The organism is bacterium (assembly GCA_035529855.1).
In the GTDB taxonomy this organism is placed as follows: Bacteria; RBG-13-66-14; B26-G2; order WVWN01; family WVWN01; genus WVWN01.
In genome coordinates this window covers 76,749-97,016 of sequence record DATKVX010000044.1, presented here as the reverse complement: position 1 = coordinate 97,016, position 20,268 = coordinate 76,749, and the positions used below count along the sequence as shown (strand labels likewise).

Genomic DNA, 20,268 nt, shown 5'->3' with positions numbered 1-20,268 from the left:
AGGTTCGACTATGGATAAGTTCGTTATCGAGGGCGGCCGTCCTTTGCGGGGCACGGTGACGGCCCAGGGGTCGAAAAACGCCTGCTTGCCGATGATGGCCGCGGCGCTTTTGGCCGACGGCGAGACGACGCTGCGCAACGTCCCGCGCCTGTCCGACATCGAGACCATGGCGGGGGTTTTGCGTGCCTTGGGCGCGACGGTCGAGTGGGACGGACGGCACGTTTTGGCCGTCGACACCCGGGGCGTGAATAAATACGTCGCCCCGTACGACCTGGTCCGGCGCATGCGGGCGTCGATCGCGGTGTTGGGGCCGTTGGTGGGACGTTTCCGCCGGGCGGAGGTATCGCTGCCCGGCGGGTGCGCGTTCGGCCCGCGGCCGGTAGACCTCCATATCAAAGCCATCCGGGAGTTGGGCGCCGCGGTGGAATTGAAGGGCGGTTACATCGTGGCCCGTGCCGCGGTGCTTAAAGGTAAGCGCGTGAACTTGAGCGGCCCGGCGGGCCCGAGCCGGGGCGCGACCGCGAATTTAATGATGGCGGCGGCGTTGGCCGACGGCGTTACCGTTATCGAAGACGCCGCCCGCGAACCGGAGACCGTCGACCTCGTGAACATGTTAAACGCGATGGGCGCGCGGATCGAGGGCGCCGGTTCCGCCGAAATTACGGTGACGGGGGTGGGCGGCCTCGAGCCCTGTGAGTACGACGTGATGGCGGACCAGATCGAGGCCGCGACGTACCTGCTCGCCGGCGCCATAACCGGCGGCGACGTAACGGTGGAGGGGGCCGACGCCGAATACTTGGGCCTGTTTAGCGAGAAAATGCGGGAAGCGGGCGTGGCGTTGGAGGTTTCGGACGGCGGCCTTACCGCTAGAAGTGCGCTCCCGGTAGCTCCGTTGGAGATAAGGACCGGCCCTTACCCGGACTTCCCTACGGACCTGCAGCCGCAAATGACGGCGCTGCTGAGCCTGGCGTCGGGCCGGAGCGTCGTCGTAGAGGGGATTTACCCCGACCGGTTCAACCACGCGCCCGAGCTCATACGCTTGGGTGCCCACCTGGAGGTTACGCCGCCGACGGCCGTCATCAACGGCGTCCACCGGTTATACGGGGCGTTCGTTATGGCGGCGGACCTGCGGGCGGGGGCGGCTTTGGTCTTAGCCGGTCTGGCCGCGGAGGGGGAGACGAACGTACGCCGCGTGTACCACGTCGACCGCGGCTACGAGGGCTTGGAAGATAAGCTCACGTCGCTGGGCGCCTCCATTCGCCGGGTGGAAGAAGAATAGGGCCCCGATGACGGCGGGTTTTCGGATAATGTCGGGTTTTTTGGCTTGACACTTGGCGGTTTAACGACTATAATGTTAAAGGTGGTTTGTAAAGGAATCTTTTAATTCCAAAGCGAAAGACTAACGTTATGGGCTGTTTAACGGGAATACGTATCGCGCCGGCGATTTGTATCGTCGGCGTAGCGGCGGTACCGGCGCTGGCGGGCGTGGATGTTCAGAACGGCGTGCTCGATACCCCCAACGCGTACGTTATGGAGAACACGCAATTCAACATCGGCGTCTCCAGTTATGCCGTTACGGCCGGCGAGATCACGTCCTACAGACGCGACCCTCTGAAGAACGATCAGGGCAAGTGGTATTATCCGGAAATAAATAAGAACCTGAGGGAGCTGGACGCCTTCTTCCAGATCGGGCTATTCGGGCGGCTTGAGCTCGGCGTCAGAGAGTATACCCCCGACAAGTACGTCGGGAACGCCAAGGTGTTGATTAAGAAGGAAAGCTCCCGGTGGCCCGCGGTAGCGGCCGGCATTTTCAACGTCGGAGGCGACCACGACATAGGCCCGTACGGCGAGAACTCGGCCTGGTATTCCGACCGGGACCGCCAGGACAATGCTTATTACATCGTCGCCAGCAAAAACATGCGCAACATCATACGCGTGCCCATAACGATCAACGCCGGCGTCGGCGCCGCGCGCTTCCAGGGGACGGACCCCCGCTGGCCGCATTCGAAACCGTGGCAGGGGATGTTCGGGTCCGTGGAATACCACTTCCTCGACGAGAGGATCTCCATAATCGGAGAAGTCGACGGCCGCGACCTGAATCTGGGCGCCAGGTTCAAGTTGCCGTGGGGCTTCGTAGTCACGCCCTACGTCTCGGAGTTGGAGGAGGCGTGGTGGGGCGCGCCTACTACCTCCACCAAACCTTCCCCCGCGTACCCGCACGGGATTACGTACGACGACGAGTACGACTCGCCCAAAGGCGGCATCGCGGTCCAATTTTACGTAGGGCCGCTCTACCGCAAGGCCGAGACCGAGCGGCTGCGCGCGCTGCGCTCGCGGCTCAAGCGCGCCGAGGAGAGGCTCAAACAAGCGCGTCAACGCCGTGAGATCTTGGAGCAGCGCGTCGAAGAGATCCGCGAAGAATTGATGGGGCCGTAGATTTTCGCCGGCCGGCCGCGCTACGCGTAAACGCGGCGGTTCGATATTATCGGATACATGATTATGCCAAGCAAGGTAGGTATAGCCGCTGTCGCGCTAGTCGTGGTGACTTTCGCTTTCGTAGGCCGCGTGGGGGCTGCGGACGAAATCACCGGCGAATACGCCGAAGAACTCCGCAAGGGTAAGAAGTTCAAGGAGTTCGAGGCGCTGGCTTCCACGGCCTACGAACGCGCGTACCGCCTTTTCAAGGGCGAGAAATACTACGACGCCGCGGTGAAATTCAAGGAAGTCGTCCTCCTCTACCCCTCTTTCTCCAAAGTCGACCGCGCGACCTTCATGATGGGGGAGGCTTATTACCAGGCCGGCATGTATACCGACGCCGCTTCGGCCTTCAACCGCATCCTAAAAAATTTCCCCCAAACGGAATACGTACCGCGCTCGCTATACCGCCTCGAGCTCTCGAGTTTGAAGATGGAGCGCTACAACGCCGCGGTGGGTTACTACGAACAGCTCATCCGGAATTACCCCAACTCGCCCGACGTCGACGGCGCCCGGTATTTCGCGGGCCTAGCGTTCTACAGTATAAACGATTTCGAAAACGCTAAGAGGACGTTTACGGACATCCCCAACGAGAGCGAATACTACGGCTTCGGCCAATATTCGCTCGCGCTCTGTTACCTCCGCGAGGGGATGCGCGACAACGACCTCGAGAAAGGCGTCGAAAGGGCTATAGGCCAGCTCGAGAATATTTTCCGCATTAAACACAAGTCCCCGCTCGGCCGCACGCTGGCGGGTAAAGCCCACGTTACCCTCGGCCAGCTCCATTACCAGGCCGGGCGGTACGACGAGGCCGAGGACGAATTCAACAACGTCTCGAGCCGGGACTCGGCCAATTACGACAACGCCGTATTCGGCCTGGGTTGGGTCGAAGTCAAACGCGCCGAGCAGGAGGAGGACGAGGGCAAGGCCGACGGCCATTTCCGGCGCGCCGGGGGCCTGATGAAACGCATCACCGACCATATGGAGGGGTCGGAAGTCTACGCCGAAGCGTGGCTGACGCTGGCGCATTGTTATCTGGGGCAAGGTAAATACGACCAGGCCATAAATACGTACGAGTACGTCGTCAATAACTTCTCGCTCGCCGCGGAATTCGCCGGCGACCCCCAGGTGGCCAAGATCCTGGAAGGCATCATCGCCGAAGTCGAGAACGTCAAACGCGTAAGTACCGCCCTCCAGGAGCTCAATAAAATCGCCAAGGAGAAAAGCCGCTCCGACGTTCAGGCGCAGGTCCGGCTCGAGCAGCAGGAGGTCAACCGCCTGGTCGAAGACCTCAACGACCTCGAGCTCTGGTTCACCGGCCGCTCCATCACCGGCGGCAACGTTATGCTGGGTGCTGATTACGGCCTCGCGACTATCTCCTTCCGCGGAGCCCAGGAGGTGGAGAAGGAGCTCTTATCGTACGACGAGGTAATGGTCGAGAAACTGGGAGCCATACGCGAAGAGAAGACGCGCTTCGAGAAAGAGGTCCACATCCACGAGCTCCGCAAGGAACAGATCATAATAGGCCAGAAGGACGAACAGCTCGAGACGCCCGAGCAAATATACCGGCGCGAGATCCAGAAGTACAACGTCATATCCGAACAGACTTCCGCCGAACCCGGCGAGACCGGCGTCTACCGGCCCACGTACGTGTCGCCCGCGCCGACCGTAACGCCCGGGGCGGGCGAGGGCGAACCGGGGCTCGCGCCGGAGGAAGCTCCCGCCGAAACGCCGCCCGAGGAAATAACGCCCGAGAAGGCTCCCGCCGAAACGCCGCCCGAGGAAATAACGCCCGAGGAGGCTCCCGCTGAAACGCCGCCTGAAGAGGCGTCCGGCGAAGAGGGCGGAGCGGCCGAGGGCGCTGAAGAAAGCGGCGCCGGCGAAGCCGTCGAGGAGGAGCTGCCGGAGCCGGGGGCCGAGAGCGGCGAGGAATTCGAGGAATAAAAACCCTTGCAAGCCGCCCCGCCGGTTAAAAGATATCGGCGCGCGGCCGGTCTAAACCAGGGTGATATATATGAATGCTAATAAGTACAGCGGCGCGTTGGCGGCGGCCGCGATTTGTATTTTTGCCGCGGTCGGCTGCAAGCCCAAAGAAATAGTCATCACCCGCGAGGACTCCATAGCCAAGGAAGACGTGGCTATCGAGGAACTCCAGGAGAAGATCGCCGAGCGCCAGCAGGAGCTCGACGAGCTGGAGTCCGAGCGGATGGGCAAAACCGGTAAGCTCGCCACCGAGGAGCGCCAGCGGCGCAACGAGGCCGTCCGGAAGTACGAGGAGTTCGTGGGCAAGTATCCCATAAGCCCGTATACGCCGGACGTCCTTATTGCGCTGGGCGAGCTCTACCTCGAGCGCTCCGAGGAGGAACACGTCACGGCGCTCGACGACTACCAGTTGCGCCTCGAGACCGCGGGCGAAGGGGGAGAGATATTCACCGAGCCCGAGCCCGAACCTCACTACGAGAAGACCATCGCCGCCTACCAGCAGATCGCGCTCAAGTACAAGGATTTCCCGTACGCCGACGTGGCCTATTACGGCCTGGGTTACTGCCTCAAAGCCCAATTCGAAGATGAAGAGGCCGCGCGGACCCTCTACAAGCTCACCCAGCTTTACCCCGAATCCAAGTTCGTGCCCGAGGCGTACTTCCGCATCGGCGAATACTTCTTCGACCAGTACGAGTTCGACAAGGCCGTGAAGTATTACGCGCTGGTCCCCGATACCAACCCCGACTTCTACGATAAGGCCCTCTACAAGATGGGGTGGGCGTTCTACAACCAGGGCGACATCGGCATCTCCTCTATCGAGTACCAGAAGGCCATCGACGCCTTCACCGAACTTATCGAGAGTTCCGGGAGGCAGTCGGTGTTGACCGAAGAGGCGATGGAGTTTGCCGCCATCTCGCTGACCGAGTGGTCGAGCGACCCCAACGACGAGACCGCCATCGCGAAGGCCGTAGGCCACTACGGCGAAGAGTTCCGCGGCGGCAAGGAACGCGACTATTCGCCCGAAGTTCTGCAAGAATTGGGCGACGTCTACCTCTACAGGCAGGATAAGCTGAAGGCCGCGGCTACGGCCTACGAGGCGGTACTGGAGTACTACCCCGACTATGACCGCGCGCCCGAGGTGCTGGACTCGCTGGTGGAGTGCTACCTCCGCGAGGAGGATTACGATAATGCCCACACGACCCGTGTCCGCATCGTCGACGGCTACGGCCCGGGCTCGGCGTGGTACGAGAACCAGGAAGACCTCGACGTCCGCCACAAGGCGCTGCAGCGTTGGGAGAACGCGCTTTACGGGGTCGCGGTTTACTTCAACATGCAGGCAGAGAGCAAGATCGGGACCCATCCCGAGGAAGCGAAAGAGCTTTACCGGGAGGCTATCAACCGCTACAACCAGTACCTGGCCTCTTTCCCCACCAACGAGAAGGCGTACCACGTTAATTTCTATCTGGCCGAATCCTATTTCAACGCTGGCGATTTCGCGAACGCGGGCGACCAGTACCAGAAGACGGCGCTGGGCTACACCGACCGCGAACGGTACAAGATAGAAAAGTGGGACGAGAAGTTCACCCAGAAACTATCTCTCTACAGCGCCATAGTCTCGTACGACGAGATCTTCCAGGGAGACGTCGAGAGCTCCAAGGAGGAGAAAACCGCGCCCGAGCCCCCGGCGGCGGCCGGCGCCGAGGCTACCAACGGCCTCGTAACCTACGGCCCCATCGAGATGCCGGTGCAATCGCTGACCTTGAACGAGGCCAACCTCGTCCGCGCCTGCAACGCCTTCGTCGACAAGTACCCCGAAAGCTCCGAGGTGCCGACGGTTCTCTCGAAGGTGGGCGAGGTGTATTTCTACGTCTACGACTACGATCGCGCGCGCGAGGCGTACGGCAAGCTGGTCGACAGGTACCCCACCGCCCTCGACGCCGAAAAGCAAAAGGACCACAACCAGCTTTACGTGAACGCCGCCGAGGGCATCGCGAAGTCGTACTTCAACGAGGCGGAGTTTTACGAGAAGGCCGGCGCGTACGAAACGGCCGAGGACAACTACGCCCTGGCTAAACAGTGGTACGCCCGGACCGAGCGCGAGGCCAAGGACCGGGGCGTCAGCGAAACGAGCGAGCGCGCCAAGAGCCTGTCCGGCTTGACGGGCCTCAAGGCCGCGGAGATGAAGGGCGCCGGCATCGCCATCGAAGCCATCGAGGAGCCCACCATCGAGCCGGATCTTCTCGAGGAAGCCGAATACGAAGACTTCGTCGTCATATATCCGGCCCTACCGCCCATTGAAGCCTCGGCGTTCGCGGCCAAGCAGGCCGAAGCCCAGGCGTACGAGGCCAACGCCGCCGACCACAAGGGGGCCGACGTCGGCCGGCTGAGCCTCGGTAAAGCCGCCGATACCTACTATAAGATCCGCGACTGGGACAACGCGGCCCGCGTGTACACGGAGTATATAAAGGAGTACCCCAAGGCCGACGACCTCAAGATGGCGTACGAGAAAGCCGCGGAGTGTTACGAGCGGAAAGAGGATTGGGGCGCCGCCGCCGCGGCTTACATGCAAATCGCCGAATACCCCGAATACAAGACCACCGCCCTGGGTCGGGATTCGCTGTTCCGCGCCGGCCTGATGTACGAGCAGCAGGGAGATTGGACGCGCGCCGCCAATACCTTCGCCCGGTTCGTGGAGGAATACCCCGAAGAGGCCCAACCGCGCCTCGAGGCGACCTTCCGCCAGGCCCGCGCCGAGGAGAAGCTCGGCCGCGAGGCCGAAGCCCTCGAGCGTCATAAGGAAGTCGTCGCCATATATAAAGTTTCGTCCGAGCAGGGCTTCGATATCGGCGGGACCGAGAAGTACGTCGCAGAGGCGGAGTTTAAAGTCACCGACGCCAAGTTCGACGACTACGCGGAGATCCAGTTCGTAATGCCGCAGAAGGTGATGGAGGCCAACCTCCAGAAGAAGGTCAAGCAGTCTCAGGACCTCATCGCCGGCTACACCGACGTCGCCGGCCTGGGCGTCCCGAAGTGGGCGGTGGCCGCCCACTGCCGCATGGCCGACGTCTACCTCTCCTTCCGCGATACGCTGCGCAACGCCGAGATACCCCAAGAGCTCCAGCCCGAATACTGGGAGGCGCTACCCGACGACGACCCGCGTAAGCCCCTCCTCGAGAACGCCTATTACGATTATACCGCCGGCCTCGAGGAGCAGGCGATACCGTTGGAAGAGAAGGCCGTAATGGAGTACGGCGAGGCGGTCAACGTGGCCGAGGCGGCCCGGGTTGACTCCGAGTGGTCGCGCAAGGCCTACAACCAGCTCCTGCTCATCCGGCCGTACGAAGTCGTCAAGTACGAGGACGTAGGCATGCAGGGCTTCACCAGCGACACGGGTTGGGTCGTGTCCAACGTCTACGAGGACGGTTGGCTCGACGCCAATTACGACGCCGCTATGTGGGCCCCCGCCGGCACGAGCGGCTGGCGCGAGAAGGACGAGGAGAAGGTGGTCGCCCGCGTCCCGGGCGAACCGACGACCATTTGGGGCGGCCCCGCGGACGAAACCGTTTACTTCCGCAAGAGTTTCTCCTTCACCTACGACCCGGCGAATTACGAGGCCGTCATCCAGAGCCGCGGCCCCTACAAACTCTACGTCAACGGGACGCTGATAGGCCAAACCGACGTTTACGCCGAAAACCCGTGGGTCAAGCCGGATACGTACGACGTCTCGAGCGCCCTCCACCTCGGCGACAACGTCGTGTGCGTCGAGGTCACGCGCGAGCGCGACGACTCGTACGGCCTCAACTTCGCCCTCGTGCCGGAGGGCGGCTTCCCCTCGCCCGAGCCGGCGTTCGAGGAGACGGGCCTGCCCGAGGAATTCGGCGGCGCTCAGCCCGAAGAGGGCGAGATGCCGATGGAGGAGTGGGCGGCGCCCGAGGGCGAAGGCGAACTGCCGGTGGTGCCGGGTGAGGAGGCCGAGTTCGGCGAGACCGGCGGCGAGTTCGGCGCGCCGACGACGGAGGAGGAGTTCGGCGAACCGACGCCTACGCCGGTAGAGGAAGCGCCGTCGCTCGAGGAAGCCGGACCTACGCCGGAAGAACCTACTCCCGAGGCCGGCACGCCTACGGAAGGCGAACTCGAAGCCCCCGGCGAAAGTGAAGCAGAAACGCTGCCGGCCCCCGGCGAAGGCGAGGAAGAGGCGCTGCCGGTGCCCGGCGAAGGTGAGGGCGCAGGTTATGAAGTTGAGACCAGCGGCGAGATAGACTTCGAGGCCGTCGGGACGCCGGAGGAATTCGACGCCGAGACGGAGGCCGAAGAGGAGCCGCTGGGCGAGGAGTTCTAGCTTAGAAGCGGCAGGTTGCCCGTAACCGAGTTCCCCTGACGGGGGTCTAAAAAAATGCTGAAAAACTTGCCAACAAAGGGTTTTGCGGTTATAATTATAGCGGCGTTGGCTTTCGGTTGGGCGCCCGCTTTAGCCCAGGAGGAGGCGGGCGGGGAAGGCAAGGCCGAGATCAAGGAAGAGGCAGGCGTCGAGGCCGAGCGCACCGCAGAGGGGGAGTACGTGTTCAAAGAGGTCGTCATCGAGGGGCGGCTCGAGAGGCCGGTCGCGCTTTTCATCAAGCGCCAGCAGCCCGACTTCAAGACGGTTCGCTTCGCCCGCGACTTCTGGGACGACATCCTGCGGCCTATCGACAAGGAAGAGTTCGAGCGCGCGATCAAGGAATCCAAGTTCGACTACGTCAAGAACCCGCTCCTTTGGATGGCGGTCGCTACCGCGGCCACTACCGGTGCCGCGGCCGGATATCAGGCATATAACGAGGAGTGGGCCCAGGTTAAGGTTTACGGCGTAAGCGCGGGCGCCGCCGCCACCGCGGCCTTGATATTGGTTTTAATCGACCGTGGCCGCGCCCGGGCCGCGAAGTGAGAAAACCGCTTCGCTCGCGGGCGCAAGACGAGGTCGAGTCGACGGGTGAAGGTTAACGAAAGGAGTACGTAAGGTATGGAAGCTTTCAATTTCTTAGCGGAGCACTATCGCGCCGGCGGCTGGGGGATGCATCCCATCCTCGTCACGGGCATATTCGCGATTTCGATTATTATCGAGCGCGTATGGTTCGTCTTCATAAAGTCGAACGTCAACGCCGAGCGGTTCACGCGCGAAGTACTCAACATGATTAAACAGGGGAAGGTCGAACAGGCCAAGGCGCTGTCGAACCGTTCCGACGCGGCGCTCTACCGCATCACGCGGGCGGCGTTGTCCGCGGCCGGCGGCAGCATGCGCGACGTGCAGGACGCGGTGGACGAGGCCAGCCTTTCGGAGCTGCCCCGTCTCGACAAGAGGACGCCCTACCTGGCCATGCTGGGCAACGTCGCCGTTCTATTGGGCCTGCTGGGGACCATTACGGGCCTGATCAAGACCTTCGCCGCGCTGGGTGGCGCTTCCGCGGCCGAGAAGGCGACGATGCTTTCCGAGGGTATTTCGGAAGCCATGAACTGCACCGCCTTCGGCCTGATCGTCGCCATCCCGTCGCTGGTCGTATACGGCATGCTCCAGGGCCGGGTGACGCGCATCAACAACGACATCGACGCCAGCATGGTCCCCATCATCAACGCGCTGGCGGAATACGAAGGCAAGCTGTAATTTCGGCCGAGCGTAACGTAAGGAGTTGATGGCCTTTGGCATTCGCTCCCAAGAAGAGGATAAAGCGCCGCGAAGTTTGGGAAGACCCGGAGCTCGTGCCGTTCATCGACATGTTGGTGGTGTGCTGCTGCTTTTTGTTGATGTCGGCGTCGCTTCTCCAAACCGCGGTAATCGAGATCTCGCTACCGACCACAACGGGACCCACGGGAGAGAGCGCGATGACGCCCCAGGCCGGCGAACTCAACCTCTCGCTGATAATAACGGACGAGGGATTGCGCGTCGGCGGCGCGGGCGCAATATTGCCGCTCATCCCCAAGAAGAGAGACAAGTTCGACTGGGATAAGTTGACCGAAACACTCAAGGACGTCAAGAAGGAGTACGGCGACCAACAGTCGATAATCATTATCTCGGAACCGGAGATAGTTTACGACAACATCATCCATGCGATGGACGTATGCGTTGTGGAAGGTTTCCCGGACATCGCGTTATCGGGCCAAATCACGCAGTAAACGTTTACCCGCGCGGAAAGTAGGTGAGACATGGCCAAACAGGCGAGCAAAATACAAGAGAAAGGAACGCTGGGCCGCCTGAACGTGCGGATGAAGGAGCGGGCCGAGGAAGGGCGCAAGAGGGAAGCCCGCCTTATGCTCGTTTCGCTCATTGATACTTTCGTCATCCTGGTCGTTTTCCTTTTCCAGAACTTCTCGGCCGAAGGCGACATTATGTCGATCGCGCCGGACCTGACGCTCCCCGAAGCGCGGGTGGAGAATAAGCCCACGCAATCGGTCATCGTCGCCGTAACGAACAAGTCCATCGTCGTCGAGGGCAGGAAGGTCGCCGGCGCGGACGAAGCGCTGAAGGACCCCGACCTCGTCATCGACGGCCTTTACGAAGAGATGGTGCGCATAGCCGACTTGAAGCGGGCCATCGCCGAGCTGGACGAAAGTAAGGAGTTCCGCGGCGAGGTCATCATCCAAGGCGACAAGCTGATAACCTTCGAATTGCTCAAACGGGTGATGTACACCTGCGGCCGGGCGGAGTACGGCGAAATTTCGCTGGCCGTTCTCAAAAACCGTTAGGTCGAATCCGGACGAAAGGAGGTGATTGCGAAGGTGGTTGCAGTTAAAGCAAAGAAGCAAGTCTTGGGGCTCCGCGTTATCTGCGACGGTAGAGTCCTGAAGGATTTCGACGTCGAGGATAGGCTGACGATTGGTGGGGCCCGCACCGACCACGTAATTACGGCCGGTGGTAAAAAATCCGCGGTTTTATTCCGCATCGGCAAAAGCGGCGACGCGGAATTGTTGTTGGCCGAAAATTACCGCGGCGAAATCGGCGGCGACGGCGAGATGCTCTCGTTCGGGCATCTTAAGACGTTGGGCCTTTTAAAACGCGAGGCCGGACGGTACGTCGTCCCGATACAACGCGGCCGTTCCGGGCACGTCGAGGCCGACGGCCTTACGTTCGAGTTCACGTACCGGCCCCCGCTTTCGGCGAAGGAAGTCGTCGTTCCCAAACGCGGCCCCGGTTACGAGGCTACCGGGACTTGGTTCGACTCTGATAATGTGCGTTACTACCGGGTCTTAGCCGTGGTAGGGGCCATATTGGTGGCCTTCATGGTCGGCTCGCAGTACGCTCAGATCGAGGAAAGGGGCTTCAAGGTCGAGGACCTCGTTAGCCGCGTGACGAAACTCGAGATCCCGGAGGCTACGGGCGTCGGTATAGTTACCGAGGCCGAAGGCGAAGGCGTAGGGACCGGCGGCGGTGGCCGCGGTGGCGGCGGCAGCGTCGGCGAGGGTATCCCTACGACCGGCGTCGTCGCGGCGATTACGACGCTCGGTACCGGCTCGGGTAGGTCCATCGCGGACCTCTTGGGCGCCGGCGGTTCTTCCGGCGACCTGGACAGCATAGCCAACCGCCTGGGCGGCTTACGCGGCTCGGCCGGCGGCGGCGCGTTGGGCGGCGGCCTGGGCGCCGGCGGCGCCGGCGGCACCGGCCTGGGCGGCGGCATGGATGGTATCGCGGGCCTGGGCGGCGGTTACGCCGGCCGCGGCCCCGGCGGCAAGCTGACGAAGAAGATGGTCTCCGTTTCGGGGACGATATCGTCGGTGGGCGGCGAAGCCGCGGGCGAGGCCAACCGGTCGCCCCAGGTCATCGCGAGCGTAATCCGTCGCCACCTGGTGGGCATCCAGAACGCGTACAACTCCGCTCTTAAGAAGAACCCGACGTTGGGCAGCGGCAAGATAACGGTCCGCTTCAACATAACGGCGGACGGTTCGGTGGGTAGCGCCAGCATTATCACCAATACCCTGAATTCCCCGGCGCTTTCGGGTTCCATCCTCTCCCGGATACGTAGTTGGCGGTTCCCGCCCGTTAAAACGGGGAGCGTGACGGTAGTTTATCCGTTCGTCTTCGTGGCCTCGGAAGTGTAAATTACGCGTCGGGCGGCGGCCCCCGCGGGCCGCCGCCCGGCGGCCCGGGAAAAGGTAAAAGAGGTGGCATAAACGGGCCCTGTAACGGGCCGGGCCAATCAAAGATATGGCCGGAAAATTGTTCATACACGTTGACGGGAAGAATTACGGGCCGCTCGCGCCGGAGGAAGTTACCCGGTGGGTACGAGACGGTCGGCTGACCGGCGACGATTACGTTTGGGAGCCGGAGCGGAGCGGGTGGGTTCGGGCCGCCGAGCTTGGCTTCTTGAACGCGGCGTTGGGGAAGAAGGACGTGAGCTACCACGTCCGCATAGGTTCCGATACCATCGGCCCCATGGACCTGGACGAGGTCGTTCGGCTTATAAGCGAGGGCCGGTTTAACGCCATGGATTTCATTTGGCTCGAGGACGAAAGGCGTTGGGCCCGGGCGGGAGAAGTTTCGTTTTTAAGCCCCTACTTCCTCAAACAGATCCGCGAGCAAGTCGAAGAGGCCCGTCTGGAGAAGGAGAGCGAGGAGCTGGAGGATGTCGGCAAGGGGGCCGAAAAGCGCGAGCGCGCCGTTATGCCCGCGTGGCGTAAGGAAGCGCGCCGCGACCTGTCTCGCGTCGACGACCGCAATTACCTGAAGACGCTGGTGACGATGTTCCTCGTCAATATCCTGGTAATTACCACGGCGAGCTTCGTGGAAGTCCCCGAGCCGGAGGAAGTGCGGCCCGCGGAGGTACTGAGTCGCGTTGCCAAACTGGTGGTGGATAAGCCGATAGAGGTCCCGCTCGAGCCGCTCGTCGAATCGGAAGAAATCATATCCGCTCCCGGTACCGGTACCACCGGCGGCGGAGGCGGCGGCGGGGGCGGCGGCCAGGGCGGCGAGGACTACGCCTCGGTCGGCGTCGTCGGCCTTATTACCAGCATGGGCTCCGACGGTTCGGTGGCGGACCTCATGGGCTCCGGCGGCGACCTCGACATTATAGCGGGCAACATTGCGGGCCTTAAGACCGGCGGTTCCGGGACGGTGGGTCGCGGGACGGGCGGAGGTTTCGGCCCCGGAGGGCCGGGGCTGGGCCTGGGCGGCGGCGGTACCGGCCTCGGTTTGCTCGCCGGCACGGCGAAGAGGGTCGGCCGCACCGAGATCAAGAAGGGCCGGGTGCGGGTTGCGCCGCCGGGCATTACCGGCGCCGCAGCCACCAACAGCCTGCGCTCCAGTGCCGTCATAGCTCGCATCGTGAACCAGCGCAAGGCGGGCATCGAGTACATCTACAAGAAGTACCTCAAGACTAACCCGACGATGGAGGGGAAGATCGTCGTCCGGTTTACCATCGCCGCTTCCGGCGCCGTAACGGCGTGTTCGGTCGTCTCGTCTACGATGGGTAATCCCGCCATGGAGCAAGAGGTGTGCGGCCGCATAATGACGTGGCGCTTCCCGCCCATAGACGCGGGGGACGTCACGGTCGTGTACCCGTTCGTATTCTTCTCGGCGGGCGCGTAAACGCGCCTGGGTAGTTGGCGAAAGGCCGCCTGCGGGCGGCCTTTTTATTAAAATATTATTGACACCGTTGCGGCTATATGGTAGTTTCGGCTTAAAATTATAGGTCTTTTACACCCGGCGCTCGGCGCCTTCCGCATCGGGTAAGAATATGACAAACGGCAGCCAGGAATTCACGATTTCGGACATCATTCAGACGTTGAGACGGCAGTACAAGGTCGTTATCGGCGTCCCCTTAGTCGTTACGGTGGCCGCGGTCGTTTTCGCCGTTACGTTAAAGAATACCTATAGAGTCGAGGCGACGCTCGAGGTAGGCCGCGTGATGGAGTACCCGATCGAGGCCCCGCCCACGGTGATCGACCGCATCTGGAGTAAACCTTTCTTGGCCAAAGTGGGTCGCGAACTGGGCATGAAGGAGCCGCCCGCCCAGCTTCAGAATATGGTGGAAATCGAATCCATCTTCGCCGAGAGCAGGGACCGGCCGTTGACGCGAGGGATAAAAATAACCGTTCAATCGGACGACCCCGAGAAGAGCGCCAAGTTCGCCAAGGGCATTTTAAACGAGGCGGTTGCCGAGCACGAAGAGGTATACGAAGAATCGGTTGCGGTCAGCGCCGGTTACCTGAAAGAGCTCGACGAGAGGATGGCCGAGATCCGCGCGCAGATTAACCGCGGCCACGAGGGTATTACGCGGCTGATGGCCACCGGCCGCGTTAACCAGGTGGAGTTATCGTACCTCGCCAGTTACATCGAGGAGAAGGAGAGTTACGTCCTTCACCTGGAAGAGATAGCGTACGATTTGCGGAATAAACTCCGCAAGGAGATATACACTTCCCCGACGCGGATTAAGGTGGAGCCGATACCCCCCGGAACGCCTTCAGGCCCGAACCGCCGCCGTATAATCTTGCTGGCCTTTGCCATATCTTTCGCGTTGGGCGTAATAATCGCGTTTTTCTTCGACCGGCCCTCAGGTAAGGAACGCGACGCGCGTGCCCCGGCCGAGGACGAAAAAAAAAAGTGGCCCCCGGCGGTAGAACCGGAGCCGGCGCCGACTCCCGAGCCGACGCCGAATACCGCGGCGCCTGAGCCGGCCGGCCGGGAGCCGCCGCCGGTACGACGCCCAGAGGTAAATCGCTTGCCCGAACAACGGAACTTAACGCTCCCCGATTACTGGCGGATATTCCGGAGCCAGGCGTGGATAGTAGGCGTCACGTTGGTTTTGGGTTTAATTTTAGGTTTAATTTACGGCCTTGCCAAACCTCGCGAATATCAGACCGACTTCGTCATATCGACCGGTATCGTCGGCGACCATTGGCTCCATAGCCCGATGATAATAGAAGAACAGTGTACGTCGCATTGGTTCTTGAACGAGCTCTCCAACCGGTTAAGTAGAAAATACGACGTCTTCGAACTCCAGGATATGGTCGAGGCCGAGCTCGTTATGACGCCCACCAAGGGCCTTACCCGCGAGCTGAGGATCGCCGTCAAAGCGGAGTCGCCCGAAGATTGCTACGCGTTGGCGACCAACTTGGCCCAGCTCCTGGAGGAGGCCGACCGCGAGGATTACGAGAAGACGCATCGGATGTTCGAGGGTTACCTCGGCGACCTCGAGAAGGTCATGGACCGGCTGGCCGGGGCGCCGATAGGGCTGGAGCCGTCGGCTTTGGCGCCGGGCCTGACGGTTTATCCCCCGGACGAGGAGACCGAGTATTCGGGCGGGGCGCAGGCGTATTCCCTCTTTTCGCGGTCGATACCGTACGAGGAGAACCCGTACGCCATCTCGAGCCTGGCCCTCTTCCAGCAGGTTTACGTCGACACTTATATCAAGACGCGAAGTCCGGTCTTCTCCCAGCCGACCACCGTTATAGTACCCCCGTTAAGGCCGACTAAGCCCGAGGGCCCGGGCCCCGTGAGTATCGTCTTAATAGTGCTTTTCGTCTCGCTGGTCCTCGGCATTACGTTGGCCGCGGTAAGCTACCGACTACGACAAGCCGGGGCCGGGACGTAAGGCTCTCTCCGCTTGCGCGCGGCCCGGGAAGTGAAGTCGAGGTGGGGCGTGTTCAAGCGGCCGCTCGCGATACCATTCGCTCTACTTTTCTCTGTATGCGTTTTAATATTGGACTTCACGGCCGCCGGGCCCGTCTCGGTGCTGGGCCTCTACGGATGGGCCGCGGTGGCGTTCGCCGCGGTGTTGGTGTTCGTAGCGGTCCAGAATTGGTTAAACACTAAAGGCTTCGTTCCCCCCGGTATTTTAAAGCCGCGCGAGGCGGCTTTTTTTATCTCGGGCCTGGTCGCTTCGGCGTCCATCGTCGGCCGGGCCATGGCGTCGCTTCCCGTGGCGAACACGTACGCCGCCCTCCCCAACTGGCCGCCGTTATACCTGGTGATTTTTCTACTGGTCGTCGCCGTCGGCGCTTTCTATTGGCTCAGCGGCCGCGACCTCCTACCGTGGAGCCTCTTCGCCCTTCTGGTCCTCGCCGCGGTAAACGGCCAATTGTTCAAGCTCGCCGCCGGCGGATGGGGCGTATTTTTCGGTTTTTCCGCGGCGGTGTTTTTCTTCCAAAGCGAATCCTCGACCGGCGGCAGGTCTCGCCTCTCGTACGTGGGCGGGGCTTTAATTATTTTTATCGTCGCCGCCCTCGCCAGCCTGTTGTGGTCGCAGGATTGGGGAGGCAGCTTCCGGACCGTATATTTCCTCGCCAACGGTTTCCTGATATTCGTAATACTCGCCCGCGAGCTCGAGGCCCCGGACGTTCTCGTTATACCGGCCGCTCTGGTGTGGGCGATATTACTGACCGAGGTCGTCCTCGAGGTAGCGCTGGCGGCCAAGTTCGCGGTGGTTTGGCGGTGGATACCGCCCAACATCCCGCAGGAGAACCTGTTCTGGACGATGGGGGTTTCGCGCAACGCCATCAGCACGTACTTCGTCGCCGCGCTGCCGCTGTTAATCCTTAGCGCCAAGTCGGCCCGGCCCGCGGCGCCCCGTTGGTTGTTGTGGGCCCAGGTCGCCCTCTCGATCGCCGTGCCGGCGCTGACGCTGTCGAAATCGGGGGTCCTGGGGCTGCTGGTGGTCGTGTGGTTTGCGTTCGCGTTTTGGGGGCCGGAGCGCCGAATGAATTTGAAGCTGTTGGCCTCGGCCGCGGCGGTCGTTCTCGTAATTTTAGTTCTACTGGTCGTGCTGGTACTCCCGGGAGGCGCGGCTCGCTTCTTGAACCCGCGGGCGTACACCACGCACCTCGTGACGTTCAAAGTGGCGTTCGACGCTTTGCGCGACCACCTTCTAACGGGCGTCGGCCTGGGCTCCGATTTAGCGTGGGTCGGGCAAGCGCGCGCGTTGTCGCCAAACGAGCTGGTGGCCGTGCCCGAATACCTCGTGGGCCGGAGCCACAGCGTAATCGCGGAAGTGGCCGGGACGATGGGCCTTTTGGGGTTGGTGGCGTTTTTCATCGTGGTCCAGACGGCGGTGTGGGCGGGCGCCAACCTGGTGAGGTTGGAAGGGGACCGGTTTTTCTTCGGAATGGTGAGCGCGAGCCTGGTGGGGGCCGGCGCGATATTGACGGTGGCCTTCGGCCTGGGCGGACTCTCGCCGGTTCCTATTATCGTTTTCGTGGGCTTGGCGATTTACGAGGGAGGCATACGACGGCGCGGTTTGGGGGCCGCGGCGCCGACGTGGCTCGCCGCCGCCTTTTCGTTATTATTGGTAATCGGCACCGTGTTGGGTTTATCGGCGACGGCGTCGGAACAGGACCTGGCGCGGGGCTCCGAGCGGCGTAGGGCGGGCGATTTCGACGGCGCCGTCGGGTGTTTCAAGCGCGCGGCCGTGTTCGCGCCCTGGGCCGCGACGCCGTACGAACGCCTTGCCGAGTGCCATCTCGCCGACCGCCGGGGAGACCTCGGGCAAGCTCTCGACGCCTACCGGGCCGCGGCGGGCCGTTCCCGCGGTAACGCGGCGTACCCCGAGCGGTGCGGGTTATTATCTTGGGTTCTGGGCGACGACGAGCGCGCGTTGGCCTACCTCGCCCGGGCGGTGGAAGCGGACCCCGCCGGCTTGGTCGGCGGCGCGCACCAGACGCCGTACGCCCTCGTACTGGCTAGCCGCGGCGAAACGGCCGCAGCCCGCCGGGCGCTCACGGAGGCGGTTCTGGTCGACCCCCGGCTGGCGGCCGGTCCGGCGTTCGCGTCGTCGGATGCCGGCGGCGCGCGACGCACCTATTTACGCGTCGTTCCCCGCGACGCCGACCGCGGCCTCCGGGAAAAGATAGCCTTTTCGCTCTGCGGCGTCAGGGGTTACGAGGCGCGGTCGTTCCCCCGGTTCGTCGCCGGCGTGCCCGCGGCGTACCGGCGCGACCTCTGCCTGGAGGACGTCTACGCCGCAGGATTCCGCGAGCGGTTCGCCCTCGACGGTGCCGGCGGCAGGATAGCCGGCGCCGCGGCGTACCGGCTGGGCGAAGGTTACGCCGAGACGCGGCTGCAATCCAACGCCGTTTTCCGCGACCTGGAGGCGTTGGCCGTTATACCCGCGGACGACCCCGGCGTCGGCCTCGCGTTCTTCCCGGCGCAGCGCCCCGACGTCGAAGAGCGGAGGTGGGAGCTGCGGTCCCTCTTGGGGATGGCGCTGTTGGCCGAAGACGCCGGCCAAACGTCGGCGTTGCCCGAGATAGCGGCCGCGTTCGAAGCCCTGACGGAAACGCTGCGCGTACAGCTCCCGCGACCGGGTGTGCCCCGTACGGCGGGGACCGAACGGCTGCGTTATTACGCGCTGGCCGAGGAAAAGGCCGTGTGGGACCTCGAGCTGGCGGACGCCTTGCTTGCAGGCGGCGACGGCCGCGGCGCGTGTCGCTACTACGCGCGGGCTTTGGCGTTGCTCGTCGAGGGGGCGGCGGGCGTTCGCGAGGGGCTCCTCCGGCGAGCCGTGACGGGAACGTTGAAGTGCGACGCGCTGGCAAAGCTGGCCGGGGGCGGCGCGAGGGGGCCGCGGTTGCCGTACGTTCGGCAGCCGTCGCCGGCCGCTTTCGCCGCGTACGCGTACGCCGAAGAATTTTATGGGGACTACAAAAGGGCGCTTACCAGGTATCGCGAGGGGTTGACGCGTTACCCGGGCGACGTCGGCCTGTTGGCGGCGTCGGCCGAGTTCTACCAGCGGCGCGGTTTACAGAACGAAGCTCTTAAGCTTCTGGAAGGGGACGGCGTGCCGAGGGACCTACCGCTATGGCGGCGGCGGGCGGAGATAGCGGAGCGGGGCGGCGACCTCGCCGGGAGTATGACGCGGCTTCGGACGCTCGAGCAGGAATACCCGGGCGACCTCGTAACGTACCTTGCGGAGGCGAGGCTTTACGGCGGGGAGGGCCGTTTCGACGAAATGACGGCTTCCCTCGAGCGCGCCCGGCGGCGAATTCCGACCGGGTCGCTGTGGGCGTCGCGGTACGCGGCGGCGCTTTTGGCGCAAGGCGACCTAGAGGGGGCCGCGGCGTACTACGCGCAAGCCCGCCGGTTAAATCCCTTCGACCTCGAGCCGTACGTCGTGTGGGGGGAGGAGCTTTGCCGGCTAGGCCGCGCCGAAGAAGGTTTGCGGTTGTTGCGGGATGCCGTGCGGGTCGACCCGGATTCGACGTGGGCCCGGCGGGCGTTGGCGGCCGCCTGCGAAGAACTCGGGCGCTTCGACGAGGCGGAGCGGACGTACCGAGAGGGCGTCATCCGCGAAGGCCTGGGCTCGCCCATCACGCTGGCCTACGACGACTACTTTAAGCGGCGGGGCGAAGGCCGCGGACGGCGCCGCGTGTTGGAGGCGGCGTTGAAGAAGGACCCGGCGGACGCCGCGTTGTATGAAAGGTTAGGCGAGCTGGCGCTGGCCGCGGGGGAAACCGAAAAGGGCCTGAACCTCTTGAGTGCGGCCGTGACGCTCGAGCCGGCGTCGCCGGGAGCCAACGCCGCCCTCGGTTTCTATTATCGCACGCACGGCCGGGCGGCGGCGGCCGTGCCCTATCTCGAGCGGGCGCGGGCCGCGGCACCCACCGCCGCCCCTTATCGCATCCTCCTCGCCGACGTCTATATCGAAGCCGGTCGTTACCGCGACGCCCTCGCCGAGCTCGACGCCGTCGACGACCCGGCACATTCGGCTAAAGTTCTCGCGTTGCGCGCGAAGGCGTATTATAATCTGGGCGACCGGAAAGCAGCGTCCGCGGCGGCGCGGCGGGCGATGGAGCTCGAGCCCGCGCTCGCCGAAGCGAAAGAGTTCATCACGGAATAAACGCGGTTCTCTGTTA

The 20,268-nt window shown here is 63.0% G+C and carries 12 protein-coding genes; all 12 read left to right on the top strand.

What is annotated here, in order from left to right; all coding sequences use genetic code 11:
• Window positions 1–10 precede the first annotated feature (10 nt).
• Window positions 11–1,279 (top strand): UDP-N-acetylglucosamine 1-carboxyvinyltransferase, encoded by a 1,269-nt coding sequence (murA, locus tag VMX79_05140; protein HUV86478.1) that lies wholly within the window; start codon window positions 11–13, stop codon window positions 1,277–1,279.
• Window positions 1,280–1,407: 128 nt separating this feature from the next.
• Window positions 1,408–2,436 carry a hypothetical protein gene (locus tag VMX79_05135; protein HUV86477.1) on the top strand — a complete coding sequence of 343 codons (1,029 nt, stop codon included), beginning with the start codon at window positions 1,408–1,410 and terminating at the stop codon, window positions 2,434–2,436.
• 63 nt (window positions 2,437–2,499) lie between these two features.
• Window positions 2,500–4,419 carry a tetratricopeptide repeat protein gene (locus VMX79_05130; protein HUV86476.1) on the top strand — a complete coding sequence of 640 codons (1,920 nt, stop codon included), beginning with the start codon at window positions 2,500–2,502 and terminating at the stop codon, window positions 4,417–4,419.
• 70 nt (window positions 4,420–4,489) lie between these two features.
• Window positions 4,490–8,797, top strand: coding sequence for a tetratricopeptide repeat protein (locus VMX79_05125; GenBank protein ID HUV86475.1), 4,308 nt, complete (start codon window positions 4,490–4,492; stop codon window positions 8,795–8,797).
• Between the two features lie 54 nt (window positions 8,798–8,851).
• A complete protein-coding gene (locus VMX79_05120) occupies window positions 8,852–9,379 on the top strand; it encodes a hypothetical protein (protein HUV86474.1) in 528 nt (175 codons plus the stop codon).
• 75 nt (window positions 9,380–9,454) lie between these two features.
• Window positions 9,455–10,093 carry a MotA/TolQ/ExbB proton channel family protein gene (locus VMX79_05115; protein HUV86473.1) on the top strand — a complete coding sequence of 213 codons (639 nt, stop codon included), beginning with the start codon at window positions 9,455–9,457 and terminating at the stop codon, window positions 10,091–10,093.
• Between the two features lie 35 nt (window positions 10,094–10,128).
• The gene (locus VMX79_05110) at window positions 10,129–10,602 is read left to right on the top strand and encodes a biopolymer transporter ExbD (protein ID HUV86472.1); all 474 of its coding nucleotides are present in this window, start codon (window positions 10,129–10,131) and stop codon (window positions 10,600–10,602) included.
• Window positions 10,603–10,632: 30 nt separating this feature from the next.
• Window positions 10,633–11,172: a biopolymer transporter ExbD gene (locus tag VMX79_05105; GenBank protein ID HUV86471.1), complete on the top strand. Its 540-nt coding sequence runs from the start codon at window positions 10,633–10,635 to the stop codon at window positions 11,170–11,172.
• A 33-nt stretch (window positions 11,173–11,205) separates the two neighbouring features.
• Window positions 11,206–12,522, top strand: coding sequence for an AgmX/PglI C-terminal domain-containing protein (locus VMX79_05100; GenBank protein ID HUV86470.1), 1,317 nt, complete (start codon window positions 11,206–11,208; stop codon window positions 12,520–12,522).
• Between the two features lie 106 nt (window positions 12,523–12,628).
• Window positions 12,629–14,008, top strand: a complete 1,380-nt coding sequence (locus tag VMX79_05095) for a TonB family protein (GenBank protein ID HUV86469.1) — start codon at window positions 12,629–12,631, stop codon at window positions 14,006–14,008.
• Between the two features lie 148 nt (window positions 14,009–14,156).
• Complete coding sequence (locus VMX79_05090) at window positions 14,157–16,013, top strand: hypothetical protein (GenBank protein HUV86468.1); 1,857 nt, start codon at window positions 14,157–14,159, stop codon at window positions 16,011–16,013.
• Between the two features lie 30 nt (window positions 16,014–16,043).
• A complete protein-coding gene (locus VMX79_05085) occupies window positions 16,044–20,252 on the top strand; it encodes a tetratricopeptide repeat protein (protein HUV86467.1) in 4,209 nt (1,402 codons plus the stop codon).
• Window positions 20,253–20,268: the final 16 nt, after the last annotated feature.

Excerpts from the sequence above, each read along its gene's own strand:
- murA (HUV86478.1), top strand. The coding sequence starts at position 11 with ATGGATAAGTTCGTTATCGAGGGCGGCCGTCCTTTGCGGGGCACGGTG.
- VMX79_05135 (HUV86477.1), top strand. The coding sequence starts at position 1,408 with ATGGGCTGTTTAACGGGAATACGTATCGCGCCGGCGATTTGTATCGTC.
- VMX79_05130 (HUV86476.1), top strand. The coding sequence starts at position 2,500 with ATGCCAAGCAAGGTAGGTATAGCCGCTGTCGCGCTAGTCGTGGTGACT.
- VMX79_05125 (HUV86475.1), top strand. The coding sequence starts at position 4,490 with ATGAATGCTAATAAGTACAGCGGCGCGTTGGCGGCGGCCGCGATTTGT.
- VMX79_05120 (HUV86474.1), top strand. The coding sequence starts at position 8,852 with ATGCTGAAAAACTTGCCAACAAAGGGTTTTGCGGTTATAATTATAGCG.
- VMX79_05115 (HUV86473.1), top strand. The coding sequence starts at position 9,455 with ATGGAAGCTTTCAATTTCTTAGCGGAGCACTATCGCGCCGGCGGCTGG.
- VMX79_05105 (HUV86471.1), top strand. The coding sequence starts at position 10,633 with ATGGCCAAACAGGCGAGCAAAATACAAGAGAAAGGAACGCTGGGCCGC.
- VMX79_05095 (HUV86469.1), top strand. The coding sequence starts at position 12,629 with ATGGCCGGAAAATTGTTCATACACGTTGACGGGAAGAATTACGGGCCG.
- VMX79_05090 (HUV86468.1), top strand. The coding sequence starts at position 14,157 with ATGACAAACGGCAGCCAGGAATTCACGATTTCGGACATCATTCAGACG.